16 protein-coding genes are annotated in these 22,869 nt (G+C 56.5%); 10 read left to right on the top strand and 6 right to left on the bottom strand.

Annotated elements, in window-relative coordinates:
* The first annotated feature begins 6 nt into the window (after nt 1–6).
* The 6 genes from bcsB (at nt 7) to ACOTYB_RS21110 (ending at nt 12,293) form a co-directional block, all read left to right on the top strand.
* Entirely contained in the window at nt 7–2,430 is a 2,424-nt protein-coding gene (gene bcsB, locus ACOTYB_RS21135) for a cellulose biosynthesis cyclic di-GMP-binding regulatory protein BcsB (RefSeq protein WP_071787994.1), read from the top strand.
* 6 nt (nt 2,431–2,436) lie between these two features.
* Nucleotides 2,437–3,543, top strand: coding sequence for a cellulose synthase complex periplasmic endoglucanase BcsZ (gene bcsZ / locus ACOTYB_RS21130; protein ID WP_220153893.1), 1,107 nt, complete (start codon nt 2,437–2,439; stop codon nt 3,541–3,543).
* The gene (gene bcsC / locus ACOTYB_RS21125; RefSeq protein WP_220317104.1) at nt 3,525–7,007 is read left to right on the top strand and encodes a cellulose synthase complex outer membrane protein BcsC; all 3,483 of its coding nucleotides are present in this window, start codon (nt 3,525–3,527) and stop codon (nt 7,005–7,007) included. The genes bcsZ and bcsC overlap by 19 nt, the downstream gene beginning before the upstream one ends.
* A gap of 120 nt (nt 7,008–7,127) precedes the next feature.
* Entirely contained in the window at nt 7,128–9,134 is a 2,007-nt protein-coding gene (hmsP, locus tag ACOTYB_RS21120) for a biofilm formation regulator HmsP (RefSeq protein WP_220153423.1), read from the top strand.
* A 159-nt stretch (nt 9,135–9,293) separates the two neighbouring features.
* Nucleotides 9,294–10,580 carry a C4-dicarboxylate transporter DctC gene (gene dctA / locus ACOTYB_RS21115; protein ID WP_015571524.1) on the top strand — a complete coding sequence of 429 codons (1,287 nt, stop codon included), beginning with the start codon at nt 9,294–9,296 and terminating at the stop codon, nt 10,578–10,580.
* A 222-nt stretch (nt 10,581–10,802) separates the two neighbouring features.
* Nucleotides 10,803–12,293: a M16 family metallopeptidase gene (locus ACOTYB_RS21110; RefSeq protein WP_003861190.1), complete on the top strand. Its 1,491-nt coding sequence runs from the start codon at nt 10,803–10,805 to the stop codon at nt 12,291–12,293.
* A 61-nt stretch (nt 12,294–12,354) separates the two neighbouring features.
* On the opposite strand, the gene ACOTYB_RS21105 is transcribed toward ACOTYB_RS21110, so the two are convergent.
* Nucleotides 12,355–13,284, bottom strand: coding sequence for a sugar kinase (locus tag ACOTYB_RS21105; protein ID WP_003861191.1), 930 nt, complete (start codon nt 13,282–13,284; stop codon nt 12,355–12,357).
* 230 nt (nt 13,285–13,514) lie between these two features.
* Between ACOTYB_RS21105 and pdeH the strand changes: the two genes are divergently transcribed.
* Both pdeH and ACOTYB_RS21095 read left to right on the top strand, forming a co-directional pair.
* Nucleotides 13,515–14,288 (top strand): cyclic-guanylate-specific phosphodiesterase, encoded by a 774-nt coding sequence (gene pdeH / locus ACOTYB_RS21100; RefSeq protein WP_003861193.1) that lies wholly within the window; start codon nt 13,515–13,517, stop codon nt 14,286–14,288.
* A gap of 65 nt (nt 14,289–14,353) precedes the next feature.
* Nucleotides 14,354–16,396, top strand: coding sequence for an AsmA family protein (locus ACOTYB_RS21095; RefSeq protein WP_199129617.1), 2,043 nt, complete (start codon nt 14,354–14,356; stop codon nt 16,394–16,396).
* 250 nt (nt 16,397–16,646) lie between these two features.
* Here the strand turns inward: ACOTYB_RS21095 and ACOTYB_RS21090 are convergent, their stop codons facing one another.
* The 3 genes from ACOTYB_RS21090 to ACOTYB_RS21080 form a co-directional block, all read right to left on the bottom strand.
* Entirely contained in the window at nt 16,647–17,969 is a 1,323-nt protein-coding gene (locus tag ACOTYB_RS21090) for an MFS transporter (RefSeq protein WP_003861198.1), read from the bottom strand.
* A gap of 260 nt (nt 17,970–18,229) precedes the next feature.
* The gene (gene yhjD / locus ACOTYB_RS21085) at nt 18,230–19,255 is read right to left on the bottom strand and encodes an inner membrane protein YhjD (RefSeq protein WP_409249028.1); all 1,026 of its coding nucleotides are present in this window, start codon (nt 19,253–19,255) and stop codon (nt 18,230–18,232) included.
* A 50-nt stretch (nt 19,256–19,305) separates the two neighbouring features.
* Entirely contained in the window at nt 19,306–20,205 is a 900-nt protein-coding gene (locus ACOTYB_RS21080) for a LysR family transcriptional regulator (protein ID WP_017384184.1), read from the bottom strand.
* A gap of 119 nt (nt 20,206–20,324) precedes the next feature.
* Here ACOTYB_RS21080 and ACOTYB_RS21075 point away from each other — a divergent pair, with 119 nt between their 5' ends.
* The gene (locus ACOTYB_RS21075) at nt 20,325–21,083 is read left to right on the top strand and encodes an SDR family NAD(P)-dependent oxidoreductase (protein WP_023323855.1); all 759 of its coding nucleotides are present in this window, start codon (nt 20,325–20,327) and stop codon (nt 21,081–21,083) included.
* Nucleotides 21,084–21,257: 174 nt separating this feature from the next.
* Entirely contained in the window at nt 21,258–21,860 is a 603-nt protein-coding gene (locus ACOTYB_RS21070; RefSeq protein ID WP_003861204.1) for a helix-turn-helix transcriptional regulator, read from the top strand.
* Here the strand turns inward: ACOTYB_RS21070 and ACOTYB_RS21065 are convergent.
* Nucleotides 21,839–22,177, bottom strand: coding sequence for a lysozyme (locus ACOTYB_RS21065; protein ID WP_003861206.1), 339 nt, complete (start codon nt 22,175–22,177; stop codon nt 21,839–21,841). The two genes, ACOTYB_RS21070 and ACOTYB_RS21065, sit on opposite strands and share 22 nt — an antisense overlap.
* A gap of 77 nt (nt 22,178–22,254) precedes the next feature.
* Nucleotides 22,255–22,788 carry a GNAT family N-acetyltransferase gene (locus tag ACOTYB_RS21060; protein WP_003861207.1) on the bottom strand — a complete coding sequence of 178 codons (534 nt, stop codon included), beginning with the start codon at nt 22,786–22,788 and terminating at the stop codon, nt 22,255–22,257.
* Between the last annotated feature and the right edge of the window lie 81 nt (nt 22,789–22,869).

Genomic DNA, 22,869 nt, shown 5'->3' with positions numbered 1-22,869 from the left:
AACGCGATGAAAACAAAACTTTCCTGGTTATGTGCAGTGGCAATGGGGATGAGTGCGCTCCCTGCAACAGTGGCTAACGCGGCGCCTGATAACGCAGCGACCACGCCCGCGCCAACGGTGCCTGTCGTCGCGCAAGCGACCGATCCGGTTGTGACGGCCGCGCCGGGGCAGACGGAGAACGTTGTCCCGAATCAGCCGACGACGGGGAATACGCTGCCCGGCGACAACCCGGTGGTTGGGCAGGTCATGCCTGGCGTGCCGGGAGCCAGTGCGCCGGTGGTTGCCGAAAATACGCCGTCGCGTGACGTTAAGCTGACGTTTGCCCAGATCGCGCCTCCTCCGGGCAGTATGGTTCTGCGCGGCATCAACCCAAATGGCGGTATCGAATTCGGTATGCGCAGTGATGAAGTCGTGTCGAAAGCGGTGCTCAACCTGGAATACACCCCATCGCCGTCGTTGCTGCCGGTGCAGTCCCAGCTTAAGGTCTATCTGAATGACGAGCTGATGGACGTCCTGCCCGTCACCAAAGAGCAACTGGGTAAGAAAACCCTGGCTCAGGTGCCGATTAACCCGCTGTTTATCACCGACTTTAACCGCGTGCGTCTGGAGTTTGTCGGCCACTACCGCGATGTCTGTGAAAACCCGGCCAGCAGCACCCTGTGGCTGGATGTCGGGCGTAACTCTTCGCTTCAGATGACCTATCAGCCGCTGGCGTTGAAAAACGATCTCTCCGCCTTCCCGGTGCCGTTCTTCGACCCGCGTGATAACCGTCCGCTGAACCTGCCGATGGTCTTTGCCGGCTCGCCGGATGTGACCGAACAGCTGGCGGCCTCTATCGTGGCATCCTGGTTTGGTTCCCGCTCCGGCTGGCGTGGTCAAAGTTTCCCGGTCATGTACGACAAAATGCCAGACAAAAACGCGATTGTGTTTGCCACCAACGCCAAACGCCCGGCATTCCTGCGTGACCATCCGGAGGTGAAAGCACCCACCATCGAGATGATCAGCCATCCGGACAATCCGTACGTGAAGCTGCTGGTGATCTTCGGCCGTGATGACAAAGATCTGGTGCAGGCGGCGAAGGGCATTGCGCAGGGAAATATCCTGTTCCGCGGTAACAGCGTTGTGGTGGATGAGGTGAAACCGCTGCTGGCGCGTAAGCCTTATGATGCGCCGAACTGGGTACGTACCGACCGGGCAATCACCTTTGGCGAGCTGAAAACCTATGAAGAGCAATTGCAGTCAACCGGGCTTGAACCTTCTCCTGTCAGCCTGTCGCTGAACCTGCCGCCGGATCTCTATCTGCTGCGCACCAACGGCATTGATATCAACCTGAACTACCGTTACACCGCGCCGGCAACCAAAGACAGCTCGCGCATGGATATCAGCCTCAACAACCAGTTCCTGCAATCGTTCAGCCTGACCAGCAGCCAGGAGACAAACCGGTTGATGCTTCGTCTGCCTGTATTGCAGGGGCTGCTGGACGGCAAAACCGATGTGTCGATCCCGGCGCTGAAGCTCGGTGCGGTGAACCAGCTGCGGTTTAACTTCCAGTATATGAACCCCATGCCGGGTGGATCGGTGGAAAACTGTATTACCTTCCAGCCGGTGCAAAACCACGTGGTGATTGGCGATGATTCCACGATCGACTTCTCGAAGTATTACCACTTTATCGCGATGCCGGATCTGCGTGCCTTTGCTAACGCCAGCTTCCCGTTCAGCCGCATGGCTGATCTCTCTGAATCGATTGTCGTGATGCCAAAAGCGGCCAACGAAGGTCAGGTTGCCACGCTGCTGGACACCATGGGCACCGTTGGGGCGCAAACCGGCTTGCCGGCTATCAACGTGACGGTGACGGATGACGGTAGTCAGATCCAGAACAAAGATGCCGATATCATGGTCATCGGCAACATTCCGGACAAGCTGAAAGACGAGAAGCGCGTCGATCTGCTGGTGCAGGCGGCTCAGTCATGGGTCAACACGCCGCTGCGTCAGACCGAGTTCCCGAGCATCATGCCGGACAGCGGCGATCGTCAGGCCAATATCAGGACGACCGTAAGTTCAACGGGTCCGATGGCCGCGATTGTCGGCTTCCAGTCGCCGTATAACGACCAGCGCAGCGTTATCGCCCTGCTGGCGGACAGCCCACGCGGCTATGAGCTGCTCAACACGGCCATGAACGACAGCGGTAAACGGGCAGCAATGTTCGGTTCCGTCTCGGTGATCCGTGAGTCGGGGGTAAACAGCCTGCGCGTGGGGGATGTCTACTACGTCGGTCATCTTCCGTGGTTCGAACGCCTGTGGTACGCCCTGTCTAACCACCCGGTGCTGCTGGCCGTGCTGGCTGCGCTCAGCGTCGTATTGCTGGCGTGGGTACTGTGGCGTCTGCTGCGAATCATCAGCCGTCGTCGTCTTAACCCGGACCATGAGTAAGCGGTGATGAAAATCTTTCGCGGGTGTGTAGTCGCAGCGTTGATGCTGGCGGCGGCGAATCTTCACGCCGCCTGTCGCTGGCCTGCCTGGGAGACGTTCAAGCAGGATTATATTAGCGAAAGTGGGCGGGTCATTGATCCCAGTGACGCGCGCAAAATCACCACCTCCGAAGGGCAAAGCTACGGGCTGTTCTTTGCCCTCGCGGCAAACGATCGCAAGGCGTTCGATCTGCTGCTGGCATGGACGCGCGATAACCTTGCCGAGGGAGATTTAGCCCAACATCTCCCGGCCTGGCTGTGGGGAAAAAAGGACGACGAAACCTGGGCGGTTATCGACCCTAACTCCGCGTCTGATGCCGATATCTGGATTGCCTGGTCGCTGCTGGAAGCCGGGCGGCTGTGGAAAAATCCCGATTACACGCGCACGGGTAAGGCGCTGTTGACGCGCATTGCCAGTGAGGAAGTGGTGAAGGTGCCGGGGCTGGGTTCTATGCTGCTGCCGGGTAAAGTCGGTTTTGCCGAAGAGAGTGTCTGGCGCTTTAACCCCAGCTACCTGCCGCCGCAGCTTGCGAGCTATTTCACTCGTTTTGGCGCGCCGTGGACGACGCTCCGTGAAACTAACCTGCGTCTGCTGCTGGAGACCGCGCCTAAAGGATTTTCCCCGAACTGGGTGAAATACCAAAAAAAGGGCGGCTGGCAGCTGTCGCAGGATGCATCCCTGATCGGCAGCTACGATGCGATTCGCGTCTATCTGTGGGTAGGGATGATGAACGATAACGATCCGCAGAAAGCCCGGCTACTGGCGCGTTTCAAGCCCATGGCGACCACCACGATCAAACAAGGCTTGCCGCCGGAGAAAGTGGATGTAGCAACCGGGAAACGCACCGGAGATGGGCCGGTAGGGTTTTCTGCCTCTCTCCTTCCGTTTTTACAAAACCGGGACGCGCAGGCGGTGCAACGCCAGCACGTCGCCGATCGTTTTCCCGATAACAATGCTTATTACAGCTACGTTCTGACCCTCTTTGGACAAGGGTGGGATCAGCATCGTTTTCGTTTCACCATGCAAGGTGAATTACTACCGGATTGGGGCCAGGAATGCGCACGTTCACACTGAATCTACTCACCTTATCGCTTGGCCTGGCGCTAATGCCCCTGGCCCAGGCCGCCAACTCCCCGCAGCAGAGACAGCTGCTGGAACAGGTCCGTCTGGGGGAATCCACCCAGCGTGAGGATTTAGTGCGCCAGTCGCTCTATCGCCTTGAGCTGATCGATCCCAACAACCCGGACGTGATTGCCGCGCGCTTCCGCTACCTGTTACGACAGGGCGATACGGCGGGCGCGCAAAAAGAGCTGGATCGCCTGAAAGGAATGGCACCCGATTCCAGTGCCTACCAGTCCTCCCGTACTACCATGCTGCTCTCCACGCCGGATGGTCGCCAGGCCCTCCAGCAGGCTCGCCTGCTTGCCACCACCGGGCACACGCAGGAAGCCATTGCCGCGTATGACAAACTGTTTGACGGTAAGCCGCCCAGCGGCGACATCGCGACGGAGTACTGGAACGTGGTGGCGAAAGAGCCAGCCCGCCGCAACCTGGCCATTAATCAGCTTAAGAAAATAAACGCCAGCAGTCCGGGCAACGTCCCGCTACAGTCCTCGCTGGCACAGCTTCTGTTCCAGAGCGGACGGCGTGATGAAGGGTTCGCGGTGTTGCAGGAGATGGCCAAATCGAATAATGGCCGCAGTCAGGCGTCGGACATGTGGTACCAGCAGATCAAAGATCAGCCGGTCAGCAGCGCCAGCGTCACCGCGCTGCAACAATACCTGAGCGTATTCAGCGATGGCGATAACGTGACGGCGGCGCGCACCCAGCTTGAAGCACAGCAAAAACAGCTCGCCGATCCGGCGTTCCGCGCCAAAGCCGAAGGGTTAGCCGCAGTGGATGCCGGGCAGGGCAGTAAAGCGGTAACGGAGTTGCAAAAAGCAGTCAGCGCCAACCACGCTGACAGTGAAGCCGTAGGCGCTCTGGGGCAGGCCTATTCTCAGAAAGGCGATCGCGCGCGTGCGGTTGCGCAGTTTGAAAAGGCGATCGCCCTCGATCCGCAGAGTGATAACCGGGGCAAATGGGACAGCCTGCTGAAGGTCAACCGATACTGGCTGCTGATCCAGCAGGGGGATAACGCCCTGAAAGCCAACAATACGGCCCAGGCCGAACGCTATTACCAGCAGGCGCGCAATATCGACAATACTGACAGCTACGCGGTTCTGGGGCTCGGTGATGCGGCGGCGGCGCGCAAAGATAACGACGCGGCCGAACGCTATTACCGCCAGGCGTTGCGGATGGACAGCGGCAACAGCAACGCGGTGCGCGGTCTCGCCAATATTTATCGCGCGCAGTCTCCGGAGAAGGCGACGCAGTTTATTCAGTCGCTCTCTGCCAGCCAGCGCCGCAGCATTGATGATATTGAACGTAGCCTGACGAACGAGCAGCTGTCAGCCCAGGCTGAACAGCTGGAAAGCGAGGGGAAATATGCGCAGGCCGCAGAAATTCAGCGCCGCCGCCTTGCGCTTTCCCCGGGCGACGTGTGGATCACCTACCGACTGTCACGCGATCTGTATAGCGCGAGTCAGCGCAGCCAGGCGGATAACCTGATGCGTCAGCTGGCAAGTCAGAAACCGGGCGATCCGGATCAGGTTTACGCCAGCGGGCTGTACCTGTCCGATAACGATCAGGACCGGGCGGCGCTGGCGCATCTGAACACGCTGCCGCGCGACAAGTGGAACGGCAACATTCAGGCGCTGGCGGACCGCCTGCAAAGTAATCAAGTGCTGGAAACCGCCAACCGCCTGCGCGACAGTGGAAAAGAGCAGGAGGCGGAAACGTTGCTTCGTCAGCAGCCTCCTTCCACCCGTATCGACCTGACGCTGGCGGACTGGGCTGAACAGCGGGGCGATCATGAGGCCGCGAAAACCGCCTACAACACCATTCTGCAACGCGAACCGCAGAACGAAGACGCGATCCTCGGCCTGACCGAGGTCTCTCTTGCCCAGGGCAACAAGGACGCGGCGCGCGCGGCGCTGGCGAAACTGCCCGCGGCACAGAACGGCGAACCGCTCTCCATCAATATGCAGCGCCGGCTTGCCATGGCGCAGGCCGGACTGGGTGATCCTGCCGCGGCAGAAAAGACCTTCAACGCCATTCTTCCGCAGGCCAAATCGCAGCCGCCTTCGATGGAAAGTGCGCTGGTGATGCGCGATGCCGCCCGTTTCCAGGCACAAAATGGTCAGCCTCAGCAGGCGCTGGACACCTGGAAAGATGCGATGGTCTCATCGGGCATCACAACGACCCGTCCCACCGATAACGACAGCTTTACGCGACTCACGCGTAATGATGAGAAAGATGACTGGCTGAAGCGCGGCGTGCGCAGCGATGCAGGCGATCTTTATCGTCAGCAGGATCTGAACGTCACGCTGCAACACGACTACTGGGGCTCCAGCGGCACGGGAGGCTATTCCGACCTGAAAGCGCACACCACCATGCTCCAGGTTGATGCGCCGCTGTCGGATGGACGTATGTTCTTCCGTAGCGATCTGGTCAATATGAACGCCGGTTCCTTTGACACCGATAACGGAACTTACGATCCGACATGGGGTACCTGTGCCGAAACGCCATGTCACGGCAGCACGAACCAGTCGGCCAACGGCGCCAGCGTGGCCGTCGGCTGGCAGAACAAAACCTGGGCGTGGGATATCGGTACAACGCCGATGGGCTTCGACGTGGTCGATGTGGTGGGCAGCCTGAGCTACAGCAACGATTTAGGGCCGATTGGCTACACCCTGAACGCTCATCGCCGTCCGATTTCCAGCTCGGTGCTGGCCTTCGCCGGGCAAAAAGATCCCAATACCGACACCACCTGGGGCGGCGTGCGTGCCACCGGTGGCGGCGTGAGCATGAGCTACGACAAAGGCGAAGCTAACGGTATCTGGTCAAGCCTGAGTGCCGACAGCCTCACCGGGAAGAATGTCGAAGATAACTGGCGCGTCCGCTGGATGACCGGCTATTACTACAAGCTCATCAATCAGAACAACGAACGCCTGACGGTGGGCGTGTCCAACATGCTCTGGCATTACGATAAGGATTTAAGTGGCTATTCGCTGGGCCAGGGCGGTTACTACAGTCCCCAGGAGTATGTGTCGTTCGCCTTACCGGTGAACTGGCGTAAACGCACAGAGAACTGGTCATGGGAGCTGGGCGGCTCCGTCTCCTGGTCTCATTCAAAAACAAAAGATGTGATGCGTTATCCGTTACAGGGGCTGATCCCGGACAATGAGCCAGGCCGTTATACCGATAAAGGTGTGATGGAAACCGGAAGTAGCTCGTCAGGCACGGGTTATACCGCAAGGGCGATTGTTGAACGCCGCGTGACGTCCAACTGGTTTGTCGGTCTGGGCGTCGATATTCAGGAAGCAAAAGACTATACCCCGAGCCATGCGCTGTTCTACGTTCGGTATTCTGCCGCGGGCTGGCAGGGTGATATGGACTTACCACCGGAACCGCTGGTGCCTTATGCAGACTGGTGATCGGATTTTTACTTAATCTAATTGTAAGTCTCTCTTAAAAGTGCAGCTATCGGGTATACTCGGACGCACCAGGTTTACACCCTGGTGCGCCCTGCGCTTCGAGTTTTGTGGAGAGTCATTTTGCGTGTCAGCCGTTCCTTAACGATCAAACAGATGGCGATGGTGTCTGCCGTCACAATGCTGTTTGTCTTCATCTTCTGCGTCATTTTGCTGTTTCACTCCGTACAGCAGAATCGCTACAACACGGCTTCGCAACTGGAAAGTATTGCCCGCTCGGTGCGGGAACCCCTGTCAGCCTCGATCCTGAAAGGGGATATCCCCGAGGCGGAATCCATCCTGAAGCGCATTCAGCCCGCTGGTATCGTGAGCCGCGCGGATGTTGTACTGCCGAACCAGTTCCAGGCGCTGCGGATGAGCTTTATCCCGGAGCGTTCCGTCCCGATGATGGTGATGCGCCTGTTTGAACTGCCGGTGCAAATTTCCCTGCCTCTCTACTCCCTGGAAAGACCGGCTAACCCGCAACCGCTGGCCTACCTGGTGCTACAGGCCGACTCGTACCGCATGTATAAATTCGTCATGAGTTGGGTTGCTACATTAGTGACCACTTACTTACTTTTGACATTAATGCTGAGCGTGGCGCTGACGTGGTGTATCAACCGGTTAATTGTGCATCCGTTGCGCCGCATAGCCCGGGAGCTGAACGACCTCTCTCCACAGGAGCACATGGGGCATCAGCTTCCGTTGCCGCGCCTGCATCACGACGATGAAATTGGCATGCTGGTCCGCAGTTACAATATCAACCAGCAGCGTGTCCTGCGTCAGCAGGAAGAGCTCAGTAGCAACGCCACCCGTTTTCCGGTATCTGATCTGCCAAACAAAGCGTTTTTAATGGCCTTGCTGGAGCAGACCGTCGCCCGCCAGCAGACCACCGCGCTGATGGTGATTGCCTGCGAAACCTTGCAGGACACGGCGGGCGTGCTGAAAGAGAGCCAGCGCGAAATGCTGTTACTGACGCTGGTGGAAAAGGTGAAATCCGTTCTGGCGCCGCGCATGGTGCTCACCCAGGTCAGCGGCTATGACCTGGTGGTGATCGCGAACGGTGTTAAAGAGCCGTGGCACGCCATTACGCTAGGTCAGCAAGTACTCACTGTCATTAATGAGCGGCTGCCCATTCAGGGTATCCAGCTTCGCCCGAGCGCCAGCATCGGTATTGCGATGTACTCCGGGGGGCTGACCGCCGAGCAGCTTTATCGTCGGGCTTTCTCGGCCGCGTTCACCGCGCGGCGGAAAGGGAAAAACCAGATCCAGTTCTTTGATCCGGAGCAGATGGAAAAAGCCCAGCAGCGCCTGACGGAAGAGAGCGACATTCTGACGGCGATGGACAATCGCCAGTTTGCGCTCTGGCTACAGCCGCAGGTCAATTTGCGCACGGGTGAAGTGACCAGCGCCGAAGCGTTGCTGCGTATGCAACAGCCGGACGGCACGTGGGAGCTGCCTGAAGGGATGATCGAACGTATCGAGTCCTGCGGCCTGATGGTCACCGTCGGCTACTGGGTGCTGGAAGAGTCTTGCCGCCAGCTTGCGGCCTGGCAACAACGGGGCATCACGCTGCCGCTGTCGGTGAATCTCTCTGCGCTACAGCTGATGCACCCGACCATGGTGCCGGAGATGCTTGAGTTGATCCATCGCTACCGCATCCAGCCCCACACGTTGATCCTGGAAGTCACCGAGAACCGTTGTATCGATAATCCTGACGACGCTGTCGCCATCCTGAAACCGCTGCGTAATGCCGGGATCCGCATTGCGCTGGACGATTTCGGTATGGGGTATTCCGGCCTGCGTCAGCTCCAGCACATGAAAACGTTGCCGGTGGACGTCCTGAAAATCGACAAAACCTTTGTGGAAGGGCTGCCGGAAGTTTGCAGCCTGGTGCAGGCCATTATTCAGATGGCGCACAGCCTGAATCTGCACGTCATTGCCGAGGGTATTGAAACCGACGCCCAGCGTGAGTGGCTGGCTGCGGCGGGCGTAGAGAGCGGACAGGGCTTCCTGTTTGATCGCGCCGTACCGACGGATATCTTTGAGCAACGCTATCTCGCCGACGCTGGCAATAACGCAAAAGTGTAATTTTGTTGCTGGCTTGTGCGAGCCAGCTCAAAGTTCTTAACATTTGTGTTTCAAATTTGAACCCCGTTTATTTCTGTCCTGTTATGTGGGTGTTATTTTAAAGCCGCAGGTTAACCATAACCTTACAAAGCCTGTAGTTTTTCTTTCCAGGGACACCCTATGAAAACCTCACTCTTCAAAAGTCTTTACTTCCAGGTCCTGACAGCCATCGCCATCGGTATTCTGCTCGGTCACTACTACCCGGAGCTGGGCGCGCAGATGAAACCGCTTGGCGACGCGTTCGTTAAGCTCATCAAAATGATCATCGCGCCGGTCATTTTCTGTACCGTGGTGACCGGTATCGCTGGCATGGAAAGCATGAAGGCGGTCGGGCGTACGGGGGCGGTTGCCCTGCTGTACTTCGAGATTGTCAGTACCATCGCGCTGATTATCGGCCTGATTATTGTCAACGTGGTACAGCCTGGCGCGGGCATGAACGTTGACCCGGCCACGCTGGATGCGAAAGCGGTGGCGGTTTACGCTGAACAGGCGAAAGATCAGGGGATTGTTGCCTTCCTGCTGGACGTGATCCCGAGCAGCGTGATTGGCGCGTTCGCCAGCGGAAACATCCTCCAGGTACTGCTGTTTGCCGTGCTGTTTGGCTTTGCCCTGCACCGTCTTGGCAGCAAAGGCCAGCTGATTTTTAACGTCATTGAAAGCTTCTCGCAGGTTATCTTCGGCATCATCAACATGATTATGCGTCTGGCCCCGATTGGCGCCTTTGGCGCGATGGCCTTCACCATCGGGAAATACGGCGTCGGCACGCTGGTACAGCTGGGCCAGCTGATCGTCTGCTTCTACATCACCTGTATTCTGTTTGTGGTGGTGGTGCTCGGCTCCATCGCCCGTGCGACCGGCTTCAGCATCTTCAAATTTATTCGTTACATTCGTGAAGAGCTGCTGATTGTCCTCGGCACATCCTCTTCGGAGTCCGCGCTGCCGCGTATGCTCGATAAAATGGAAAAGCTGGGCTGCCGTAAGTCAGTGGTGGGGCTGGTTATTCCTACGGGCTACTCTTTTAACCTGGATGGCACCTCGATATACCTGACGATGGCGGCGGTCTTTATTGCCCAGGCCACTAACAGCCACATGGATATCTTCCATCAGATTACGCTGCTGGTGGTGCTTCTGCTCTCTTCAAAAGGTGCGGCGGGCGTAACGGGCAGCGGATTTATCGTGCTGGCGGCCACCATTTCGGCGGTGGGCCATCTGCCGGTGGCGGGCCTGGCCCTGATCCTCGGTATTGACCGCTTTATGTCTGAAGCCCGTGCGTTAACCAACCTGGTCGGCAATGGCGTGGCGACGATTGTGGTGGCGAAGTGGGTGAAAGAGCTGGATCACAAGAAGCTTAACGATACGCTGAATAACCGCACATCTGAGGACAAAACCCCCGGTTTATCCTCTTAATCCCTCATAAATGCCCGTATTCCCTTGTGGGGATGCGGGCACCTGCGCATAATAACCGTTCATACCTGTCATAATTCGACAAGATTTTTTTTGGGTATATTTCACTTCCGCCCGTGACGTTTAGCCGAACACGCTGTCTAATCGGAAGGTTTTCATCGTCATCTTTGAGTGCTCACGTCGCGAGACACTCTCTTTAACCAGGAATGTTGATCAGGGGTTCACATGCAGGGCACAAAAATTCGACTCTTAACCGGCGGTTTGCTGATGATGGCAGCAGCCAGTTATGTGCAGGCAGATGCGCTCCAGCCAGACCCGGCCTGGCAACAGGGAACACTGGCGAACGGTTTCCAGTGGCAGGTATTATCCACTCCGCAACGTCCGAGCGATCGCATTGAAATCCGTCTTTCTGTGAATACCGGCTCCCTCACTGAAAGCACCCAGCAGACCGGCTTAAGCCACTTTATTCCTCGACTGGCGCTCACCCAGAGCGGCAGTTTGCAGGCGGTTCAGGTGCGTTCTTTATGGCAACAGGCCATCGATCCGAAACGGCCGCTGCCCCCGGCTGTGGTTTCTTATGACTACACCATGTTTAACCTGAGCCTGCCCAACAACCGTAACGATCTGCTTAAAGAAGCGCTTACCTATCTATCCGATGCCACCGGCAAACTGGCGATTACGCCTGAGACCGTAAACTATGCGTTGAGCAACAGCGACATGGTGGCGACCTGGCCGACGGATACCAAAGAAGGCTGGTGGCGCTACCGCCTGAAAGGGTCCACGCTGCTTGGCCACGACCCGGCAGAACCGCTGAAACAGCCGGTGGATGCAGAGCAGGTGAAATCTTTCTACCAGCAGTGGTACACCCCGGATGCCATGACCCTCATTGTAGTGGGCAACGTGGACAGCCGTGCGGTGATAGAGCAGATCAACAAAGCCTTTGGCGATCTGAAAGGGAAGCGTGAAACGCCTGCCCCTGTTCCTACCTTGTCCCCGCTGCGTCCTGAGACGGTCAGCATCATGACGGATACCGTGCGTCAGGATCGTCTTTCAATGATGTGGGATACGGCCTGGCAGCCGATCCGCGAGTCTTCTGCGCTGCTGCGTTACTGGCGTGCGGATCTCGCGCGTGAAGCGCTGTTCTGGCACGTTCAGCAGACGCTCAGCAAGAACAACGTGAAAGATATTGGCCTGGGCTTTGACTGCCGTGTGCTGTTCCAGCGCGCCCAGTGCGCCATTAACGTGGAATCGCCGGGCGATAAGCTCAATGCCAATCTCGGCGTGGTGGCGAAAGAGCTGGCTAAAGTGCGTAAAGAGGGCCTGTCTGAAGAGGAGTTTAACGCGCTGGTGGCGCAGAAATCCCTTGAATTGCAGAAACTGTTCGCCACCTATGCCCGCGCCGATACCGATATCTTAATCAGCCAGCGCATTCGCTCCTTGCAGAATCAGGTGGTGGATATCGCGCCGGAGCAGTATCAGAAACTGCGTCAGGACTTCCTGAACGGTCTGACCGTGGAGATGCTGAATCAGGATCTGCGCCAGCAGTTGTCGCAGGATATGGCGTTGATTCTGTTACAGCCGAAAGGTGAGCCGGAATATGACATGAAAGAGTTGAAGGCCACCTGGAACGCCATCATGGCGACGGCGCCGCAGCCAGCGCAAACGGCAGCCGATGATTTACATCAGGATGCGAGCGATATTCCGCAGGGCCAGTAAGCCCTGCGTCCCCTCTCCCTGTGGGAGAGGGTTAGGGTGAGGGCATCAGCCCGCCCAGTCCTTAAGCAGGCATCGCCTCGCGCGGAATAATCGCTCCGCGATACTGAATCACCGTGCTGGCCGTTAAATGACCGCGCTGCGCCGCCGCTTCCGGCGTACCTCCCGTCAGACGTACCGCCAGATACCCCGCGCTGAAAGAATCTCCCGCCGCAGTGGTATCGATCACTTTCTCTTTCGCCAGCTTCACCGCCGGGACCTCTGTCACGGCTTCACCTGCAACCGCCACCAGGCAAGACTCCGCCCCACGCTTGATCACCACTTCGCTGACCCCGGCAGCCTGCGTCCGGGCGATGACCTCATCAACCGGTTTTTCGCCCCACAGAGCATCTTCATCATCCAGCGTCAGGAAGGCGATATCGGTGCATTCGAGCATCTGCTGGTAGACCTGCTGCGTCTCTTCGCGGCTGGCCCACAAACGTGGACGGTAGTTGTTATCGAAAATCACCTTACCGCCATTGGCACGGCATTCGCGCAGCAGTGACAGCAGCTTTTCACGGCTCTCCTGGCTCAGGATCGCCAGGCTGATCCCGCTCAGGTAGAGATAATCGAAGGTCGCCAGTTCTTCGCAAATGGCAGCGGCGGCCTCGCTTTCCAGCCAGAATTTGGCGGCCGCTTCATTACGCCAGTAATAGAAGGTGCGCTCGCCGGTGCTGTCGGTTTCGATGTAGTACAAACCCGGCAGGCGGTTTTCCATTCGCTGGATCAGCGAGGTCCCAACGTTTTCACCCTGCCAGGCTTCCAGCATCTGCTGGCTGAAGCTGTCCGTTCCCAGCGCGGTAACGTAGCTCACGCTCAGCGCGTCGGGGGAGACCTGACGGGCAATGTAAACGGAGGTGTTCAATGTATCGCCACCAAAACCGCGGCTGACTTCCGCGCCTTTCTGGGACAGCTCAATCATGCATTCGCCAATCACGGCAATTTTTTTAGACATAGTCGTGAACCTGAACAAAGTAATTAAGGGTAGTGTGCGCTGTGTGTTTTTTATGGTCAACTATATTAAAACGACGTTCCATTATTTTTTTTGAGCCAGCGCGTATTCCGGCATATTTCTGTCATCTTAATTTCATTTTCCCGGTGAATTGAACATAAAGTTCTCACCTGGCGGGCCGATAACTCAGTGACGAGTCCAGAAAGGCTATCCCATACAACAGGACATCCGAAATGAAGTCAGAGCAGGTTATCCAGCGGCTGAGCACTACGCCTGAGGCAAGTATTGAGAACTTGCAGGAGCATCGCTACTGGCTGCAATGTGAGCGAGCGTACACCTATCAGCCCATCTACCGTACCGACGGTCGGTTAATGGCGATTGAGGTGTTAACGGTCGTCACTCATCCATCGAATCCTTCACAGCGTATTGCACCGGACCGCTATTTTGCGGAGGTTGCCGTGCGTCAGCGTATCGACGTGCTGGAAGAGCAGCTGAGAATGCTGGCGACGAAGCAGGCGTTCTTCGAGCAGCACGGTATTCTGGCGTCGGTGAACGTGGATGGCCCCACCCTGATGGCGTTACGTCAGAATGCGACGTTGCAGGCGCTGATTGCTACCTTGCCGTGGATGCGCTTCGAGCTGGTGGAACATGTTCAGCTGCCGCAGGACTCCTCGTTTGCCTCGATGTGTGAGTTTGGCCCGCTGTGGCTGGATGATTTCGGTACCGGTATGGCCAACTTCTCCGCCCTGAGCGAAGTGCGTTATGACTACATCAAAGTGGCCCGCGATCTGTTTATCATGCTGCGCCAGACGCCGGAGGGACGGAACCTGTTTACGATGCTCCTGCAACTGATGAACCGCTATTGCCAGGGCGTCATTGTGGAAGGCGTAGAAACGCTGGAGGAGTGGCGCGACGTGCAAAATTCCCCGGCAGCGGCGGCACAGGGTTATTTCCTCTCTCGTCCTGTCCCCATGGATACCCTGGAAAAGGTGATAACCAGCCTCTGATCTGCCCGCTTCCCTTTGTCTGAACTATAGTTTTAGAGGCAAGTTCATCAGGAAAGGGGACAACAATGACAAAAACAACCAGGGTGATTTCCTGGACAGCAGGGATTTTCTTGTTGCTGATCGTGGTCTTAATCATCATTATCGCCACGTTTGACTGGAACCGCCTCAAACCGACCATCAACCAGAAAGTCTCAACCGAGCTGAACCGCCCCTTCGCAATACGTGGCGATTTGGGCGTCGTGTGGGAGCGCCAGAAAGAGGAAACTGGCTGGCGGAGCTGGGTGCCCTGGCCGCACGTTCATGCCGACGATATTATTCTCGGTAACCCGCCCGACATCCCCGAAGTAACCATGATCCACCTGCCGCGAGTGGAAGCCACGCTGGCGCCGTTAGCCCTGTTAACCAAAACGGTGTATCTGCCGTGGATCAAACTCCAGCAGCCCGACGCGCGGCTGATTCGCCTGTCAGAGAAAAACAACAACTGGACGTTCGAGCTCGCCAGCAGCGGCGATAAAGATCAGAATGCGCAGCCCTCTTCGTGGTCTTTCCGCCTCGACAATATTCTGTTCGATCGGGGGCGGATCGCCATTGACGATAAAATGAGTAAGGCTGACGTGGAGATCCTCGTCGATCCGCTGGGCAAGCCGCTGCCGTTTAGCGAAGTAACGGGCAGCAAAGCCAAAGGCGATGACAGCAAAGCGGGCGATTACGTCTTTGGCCTGACGGCGAAAGGGCGCTACAACGGCCAGCCGCTCACCGGTAAAGGCAAAATCGGCGGCATGCTGGCGCTCAGGAGCGAGGGCACGCCGTTCCCGGTGCAGGCGGATTTTCGCTCCGGCAATACCCGCGTGGCGTTCGTGGGCACGGTTAACGACCCGATGAACATGGGCGGCGTCGACCTCCAGCTTAAGTTTGCCGGTGATTCGCTGGGGGAACTGTACGATCTCACCGGCGTACTGCTGCCGGATACTCCGCCGTTTGAAACGGACGGGCACCTGGTTGCCAAAATCAACACCGAAAAATCGTCCGTCTTTGACTACCGTGGATTCAACGGCCGCATCGGCGACAGCGATATCCACGGCACGCTGACCTACACTACCGGTAAACCGCGCCCGAAACTGGAGGGGGACGTTGAATCCCGCCAGCTGCGTCTGGCCGATCTTGGTCCGCTGATTGGCGTAGATTCGGGCAAAGGCACGAAGTCTAAAGAGGTTAAAAAGGACGTTCAGCCTGCGGGTAAAGTGCTGCCCTATGACCGCTTCGAAACCGACAAATGGGACGTGATGGATGCGGATGTGCGCTTCAAAGGACGTAAAATCGAGCATGGCAGCACGCTGCCGCTGAGCAACCTCTCGACCCATATCATCCTGAAAAACGCCGACCTGCGCCTGCAACCGCTGAAGTTTGGCATGGCCGGGGGAACCATTTCATCGAATATCCACCTGGAGGGGGATAAAAAGCCGATGCAGGGAAGGGCGGAGATCCAGGCGCGTCGGCTGAAGCTGAAAGAGCTGATGCCGGACGTGGAACTGATGCAGAAAACCCTCGGTGAGATGAACGGCGACGCGGATATTCGCGGCACGGGTAACTCCGTAGCGGCGCTGCTGGGCAGCGGAAACGGCAACCTGAAACTGCTGATGAACGACGGGCTGGTGAGCCGTAACCTGATGGAGATCCTGGGGCTGAACGTCGGGAACTTTATCATCGGGCAAATCTTCGGTGACGACGAAGTACGCGTTAACTGCGCGGCGGCAAATCTGGATCTGGTCAACGGCGTGGCGCGTCCGCAGATCTTCGCCTTCGACACGGAAAACGCGGTTATCAACGTCACCGGTACCGCCAGCATGGCGTCCGAGCAGCTCGATTTAACCATCGATCCGGAAAGTAAAGGCATTCGTATCATCACCCTGCGCTCGCCGCTGTACGTTCGCGGAACCTTCAAAGATCCGCAGGCGGGCGTGAAGGCCGGGCCGCTGATTGCGCGTGGTGCGGTCGCCGCCGCGCTCGCTACGCTGGTCACCCCTGCGGCGGCGCTGCTGGCGTTGATTTCGCCGTCAGAAGGCGAAGCGAATCAGTGTCGGACGATTTTGTCGCAGATGAAGAAGTAGTCCCATTTCTCCCTCTCCCTGTGGGGTGAGGGATCCCCACAAAATAATGCCTGCACAGACGGCCCCCTCTCCCTTGAGGGAGAGGGCTGGGGTGAGGGGGAACATACGGCTCTGGTGGTCATTCCGTTCACTTTATGTTCCTTGTTACTCTGTCACGACATGACCGGTGAACGTGCCAGGGTGGCTCAGTCGCCACCACCCTGGCGACCCGCCCTCTCGGCGCATCCCCGCGCCTCGCCCCGGCATTCACTTACAGCGCCTGATGCTTCGTCTCATGCGTCAGCAGCAACGCAATCAGCGTCAGCGCTGCCATTGCTGCCAGATAGACACCCACATAGAACAGGCCATAGTTCGCCTGAAGCCAGGTGGCGATATACGGGGCTACCGAGGCGCCCAGAATCGACGAAACGTTATAGGAGAACGACGCGCCGGTGTAACGCACTTCAGTCGGGAACAGCTCCGGCAGCAGCGCGCCCATTGGGCCAAAGGTCAGCCCCATCAGGCTCAGGCCAATCAGCAGATACGCCATCACCAGCGCAGGGCTACCTGAACCCAGCAGCGGCGGGAAGACAAACAGCGCGAACAGAATAATCAGGGAGGTGATGACGATCATGCTTGAACGACGGCCAAATTTATCCGCCAGCAGGCCCGCGATAGGCACCATCACACCAAATCCGATGACCGCCATCATCAGCATCCACAACACTTCGTTACGTGGCAGGCCCAGGCCGACCGGCGCGGCGGCAGTACTAAAGGTCATGGAGTAAACGGTCATGATGTAGAACAGCGTGTAGGTCGCCAGCATGATGAACGTGCCCAGCACGGTCACGCGGAGGTGTTTGGTCAGCAGCGTCCCCAGCGGAACTTTAACCTGCTTTTTCGCCGCGGCGACTTTAGCAAAGACCGGCGTCTCGTGCAGCGACACGCGCACGTACAGGCCAATCAGCACCAGCACAGCAGAGAAGACGAACGGAATACGCCAGCCCCAGCTCATGAACTGTTCATCGGTCAGCAGCCAGGAGAGGAGCAGGAAGGTGCCGTTAGCAAAGAAGAACCCAATCGGTGCGCCCAGCTGCGGGAAAGAGCCATACAGGGCACGCTTGCGCGCCGGAGCGTTTTCGGTCGCCAGCAGTGCCGCGCCGCCCCATTCCCCGCCCAGCCCCAGACCCTGACCAAAGCGCGCCAGCGCCAGCAGCACAGGCGCCAGAATGCCGATAGTTTCATAGGTCGGCAGCAGGCCGATGGCGACGGTGGAGATCCCCATCGTCAGCAGCGAGGCAACCAGCGTCACTTTACGGCCAACGCGATCGCCAAAATGCCCAAAGACCGCTGAACCAATCGGACGCGCAACGAAGGCGATAGCAAAGGTGGCTAAAGACTGTAGCGTGGCTGCCGTCGGGTCGCCCTGAGGGAAGAAAATATGCGGAAAGACAATGACCGCAGCGGTGGCGTAAATATAAAAGTCGAAGAACTCAATGGCGGTGCCAATCAGCGATGCGACGACGACTTTATTGCGCGAGTTGACCGGAACGTGTTCCGCCCCTTCGTTAAGTGTGGTGGCTGTTGCTTGCATAATATTTTCTTATTTTTGGACGAACGAAGGGCCATATTAGGCATAGCAAAAGCGACATTTCAATCTGTAACAAAGGCGTGGCGTGGTCATAAAAGCAACAAAAAGCGGATAATTTTCAGACCAGCGAAAACACTTCTATGAAATGCTTCACACTTTTTAAATATCAGTCATTAAAACTGGTTTTGCGTTAAATAAAAGTTACGGACTGGATTTATATGCTGAAATGGCGGATCGGGCTGAAATATCAGCCCGACAGGACATCAGCGGTGGGTTTTACCCGGCATGCGCGGGTCATCTTTATACTCAGCCGTGGCGATCCACGCGGCGCAGAACAGCGTCAGGCGAGCGAAGAAATAGAAGAAAGCCATCAGCCCCAGCACCGAACCAAAGGCCGCGCCGGAGGGCGACTTCACCAGCGACGGAAGCGTATAGGTCATCACAATTTTGATCACTTCAAAGCCAATGGCGGCAATCAACGTCCCACGGATCAGCGCCTTCTTGCGCGGCCGATGGCGGGGCAAACGCCAGAAGATCCAGAAGAACAGCAGGTAGTTAGCAAAGATGGAGATGGCAAGCCCTATACCGCGCCAGGCCGGTTTCAGCCATTCAATATAATCCAGGTACAGCGCGGAGATAATCATCTGCTGCGCGGAACCGGCGACCGAGGTGATAGAGAGCGTGATGACCAGCGCCACCAGCAGCCCAATCAGCGAAATAAAGTCGCGCAGATACTTCACCCATATCTTCTCCTGATCCTGCGGCCTACGCTCCCAGACGTCACGCGACTGGGCGCGAATAGCCTCACGCAGGTTGCCCATCCAGTTCACCCCGGAATAGAGCGCAATCAGCAACCCGACGATACCCACAGTGGTACGCTGCTGCACGGCGGTGTTGATGGTGCTTTTGAGCGTTGTGGCGAGCGTCTGGTCGCTGACGTTGGTCAGGATCTTATTGAAAATGTCCTGCAACAGCGTCGGGTGAGACGCCAGCACAAAACCGGCGGCGGCAAATGACACCATCAGAATGGGGATCATCGACAGGAACGAGAAATAGGTAATCGCCGCGCCAAACTGATTTCCCATGCGGTCGTTAAAGCGCTCAGCGGCGAGTATCAGGTGAGCAATCGCGGGTATCTGCTGAATTTTTTCGGCTATGCCGGTCACGGTACCCAGCGCTTTGCTGGCCGTTCCAGGCTCTTTCGGCGCTTCAGGCTCGTTATCCATCTTTTTGATGGGTTCATAATCTAAATGTTGAGTCGGTCGTTGCGGGTTATTTTCCGGCGTCACGCGCATTTTCCTTTTCGTTGAGCTGGATGTTACTGAATTATAGCTTGCGACTAGTCCACGTAACCTTTTGTGAGTTCGGTAAGCCACTCCATAAACACATGCACCCGACGGGAGAGGTTACGGCGGTGGGGATAAATGAGGGAGACGGGCATTGGTTCAGCCCGATATTGCGGCAGGATCTCAACGAGTTTTTTCGTGCGCAGGGCATCACGCACCCCGACGCGCGGGACCTGAATAATGCCAAGCCCGGCGATACAGGCAGCCTGGTAGGTTTCCGTGCTATTAACCGTCAATACGCCCCCCGTTTTTACCCACTGGGTCGCGCTGCCGTTGTAATACTCAAAACCCTGCGGACGGGTGCCCAGCGTGGCGGAGTAGTGAATGAGGGCATGCGAAGCCAAATCGTCCAGCGTCTCAGGGTAGCCGAATCGCGTCAGATAATCCGGGCTGGCGCAGTTAATCACCGAGAGTTTCCCAAGCGGGCGGGCGATAAGCCCGGAGTCCTTTAAGTTTCCCACGCGAACCACGCAGTCAAATCCTTCGCGGATGACATCGACCAGACGATCGCTGCTACTCAGCTCCAGTTCAATGCCGGGAAACTGTTGTAAAAATGCAGGCAGTTTCGGAATGACGACATTTCGCGCAATGGCAACGGGCATATCCACACGTAGCCGACCACTGATGGTTGAAGGGTCGTGCAGGAACATGCCGTCCAGTTCGTCCAGATTCATCAGCAGATCTTTGGCGCGCTCGTAATAAACCATGCCGTCCTGCGTCAGGCTGACGCGGCGGGTAGTGCGGTGCAGCAGCTGCGTGCCCAGCGCGTTTTCCAGTGCCTGGATCTGTCGCGATACGCTCCCCTTCGGCAGGCTTAACGTCTCCGCCGCGCGGGAAAAACTCTCCAGTTCCGCGACCCGAAGGAAAAGCTGCATTGCGTGTATTTTATCCATAGATGTTGGTCATTGTTGTTAAGAATGAAACAGTGAAGCGCTCACGGCACTATTTATTGATTTTCTACCATCTAATAAGCTCTTTCTCAATCTTCATCACAGCCGAAACGAGGTGAATTATGAGTGAACGTATTGCTTTAGTGACGGGCGGTAGCCGCGGCCTGGGTAAAAATGCCGTTTTGAAGCTGGCCGCGGAAGGGACAGGCATTATCCTCACCTGGAACAACAGCCAGCAGGAGGCGCAGGAAGTTGTGCGCGAAATCGAGGGAAAAGGCGGAAAAGCGGCAGCATTGCAGCTCAACGTCGGCGATACGGCAAGCTTTTCGCGCTTTGCTCAAAAGGTGAAAGATACCCTTAAACACGTCTGGCAACGTGACACCTTTGACTATTTAGTGAACAACGCAGGTACAGGGTTATATGCACCCTATACCGAGACGACCGAGGCGCAGTTTGATGATGCGATGAACATTCACTTCAAAGGACCGTTTTTCCTCACGCAACAGCTGCTGCCGCTCATAAAAGACGGAGGGCGGATCCTGAACGTCTCCAGCGGACTGGCCCGTTTTACTCAGCCCGGTTCAGGAACCTACGCGGCAATGAAAGGGGCGATGGAGGTGCTGACCCGCTATCAGGCAAAAGAGCTTGGCGCGCGCGGAATTTCCGTCAATATCATCGCGCCCGGCGCGATTGAAACCGATTTTGGGGGCGGGCGAGTGCGGGATAATGCGGAGCTTAACCAGCTGCTGGCCTCGCAGACAGCGCTGGGACGCGTGGGCCTGCCCGATGATATTGGTGACGCCATTGCGGCGTTGCTCAGTGACAAACTGGGCTGGATGAATGCGCAACGTATTGAAGTTTCAGGCGGTATGTTTCTGTAATGTTCAGTCTTAAGGGGGAAGGAACCCTCTTAAGGAAATCCTTAAAACAGGTATGTTTAAATGCTGGAAGATATAAAGAGAGCTGGGTGATTTGTAACCTCTCCATTCATTGAGTTTTTTCTTAAAAAATGCCTCTGTAGAATCCCCCTTCGCTATTCTCAGAGGAGTAAAACGATGCGAGTAATCATGTTTGACAGGCAGTCATTATTTATTCATGGAGCGATGTATAGTTTGCAGAAGTTAATTCCGAAAATAGATATGACAGGAACTCGTCAGACTGATGAATTATGGGCGCAATTATCCGCGTCACCCTCCGCTATCGTCATGATAGATGGGTATTTAATTCGTGATAATGGTGTGGCTTTACTGGAAGAGATTATGGATCGCTTTCCAACGTCGCGCGTGGTGTTGGTGTTAACGAAAAAAGAGCGGCGTTGGGTTGAGCAAATGTTTCAGCGCAACGTGGTGGCGATAATTCCCCGCAATGCGAATCCCGAACGCTTTTCCGCAGTGCTGGATTCTGTATCGCGAGGAATGGTCTGTTTTCCCGGCGAGTGGCTGAAGCAGCACACCTCTCAGGATGAACTGGCAGTGTTAAGCGAGCGCCAGCGTGAGGTATTGAAGTTACTGGCGGCCGGAGAGTCCAATAAAGAGATTGGACGTAATCTCAATATCAGTGCGGCAACGGTAAAAGCCCATCTTGAGACGCTTTTCCGGCGTCTTGATGTCAAAAACCGGACGCAAGCCGCGATGTACTACACCCGGGCGACGGCCTGAAGGATCTTCTCTGGCAGAGGGGACTCTTCCCCAAAACTGAAGAGGGTTAATATCAGTGCGTCATGCTGCTGTTGGGTTAATGGGCGTTTGTTCATTTCCCGCAGCAGCGCCTCACATAATTGAATATCATTACAAAGCAAATTCTCCGCCTCAGTCGGCGTGATGAGACCGTTAAATTTTTCCCACTGGCGAATTACGTGACCATAACCTATAACCCATATTCCCTTTTCGTCACGGTATTTCTCCAGGGAAAGACCCTGTTGTTTTTTAATTAATGCGATTGCAGCAGAAGATATCTGCATTGCATAACCCGTCATAAGCGTTTCCTCTTAATGACGCGACTATAGAGGAAACGCCGCCGGGGAAATATCCGCCAAATGGCTGTTGATCAGGTTTAACTGAACGGGAATTCCTTTTTCAGTAAACCGAATAGCCAGTCGTTATGCCATTGCCCTGAAAGGAAATAACTCTCGCGCAACTCACCTTCCAGCTGAAAACCTGTTTTTTCCAGCAGTCGCCTGGAGGCGATATTTCCCGCCGTCACGGTCGCGGTGAGCCGACGGATATTGCCCTGAGTCAGCGCAAAATCACACACAGCCCGCAGAGATTCAAAGCCGTAACCTTTCCCCTGCGCAGAAGGCGCAAAGAGAAAACCGACTTCAGCACAATCTGCCTCCCGGTGCACATATCCGGTTACGCCCAGCGGCGTCTGGCTGGCCGTCTCACGCACCATAAGGCAGAGCCAGTGCGAACTGCCCGGCGTCCACGGCAACAGACGAGACTCAAAGGCTTCCCGAATGTCCGCCTCGCTACGCGCAGGGGCGACAAAACGCATTACCTCAGGATTTTGCTGTAGCGACAGAAAAAAGGGCCAGTCTTGCTCTTGCAGCGGCGAGCAGGTGAGACGCGCGGTGGTTAAGGCGGGCATGACGATCCTCCGGAGACATTGCAAATGATTATAAGGTTGTCACTTTATTTCAACAGAAAGTCAGGTATGTTTAACCTCATA

The sequence above is a fragment of the Enterobacter cloacae complex sp. IR5450 genome (assembly GCF_049238665.1).
GTDB classification, from domain to species: Bacteria; Pseudomonadota; Gammaproteobacteria; order Enterobacterales; family Enterobacteriaceae; genus Enterobacter; species Enterobacter hormaechei_C.
The sequence above is the reverse complement of the archived record's forward strand: the minus strand, read 5'-3'. Positions and strand labels throughout refer to the sequence as shown.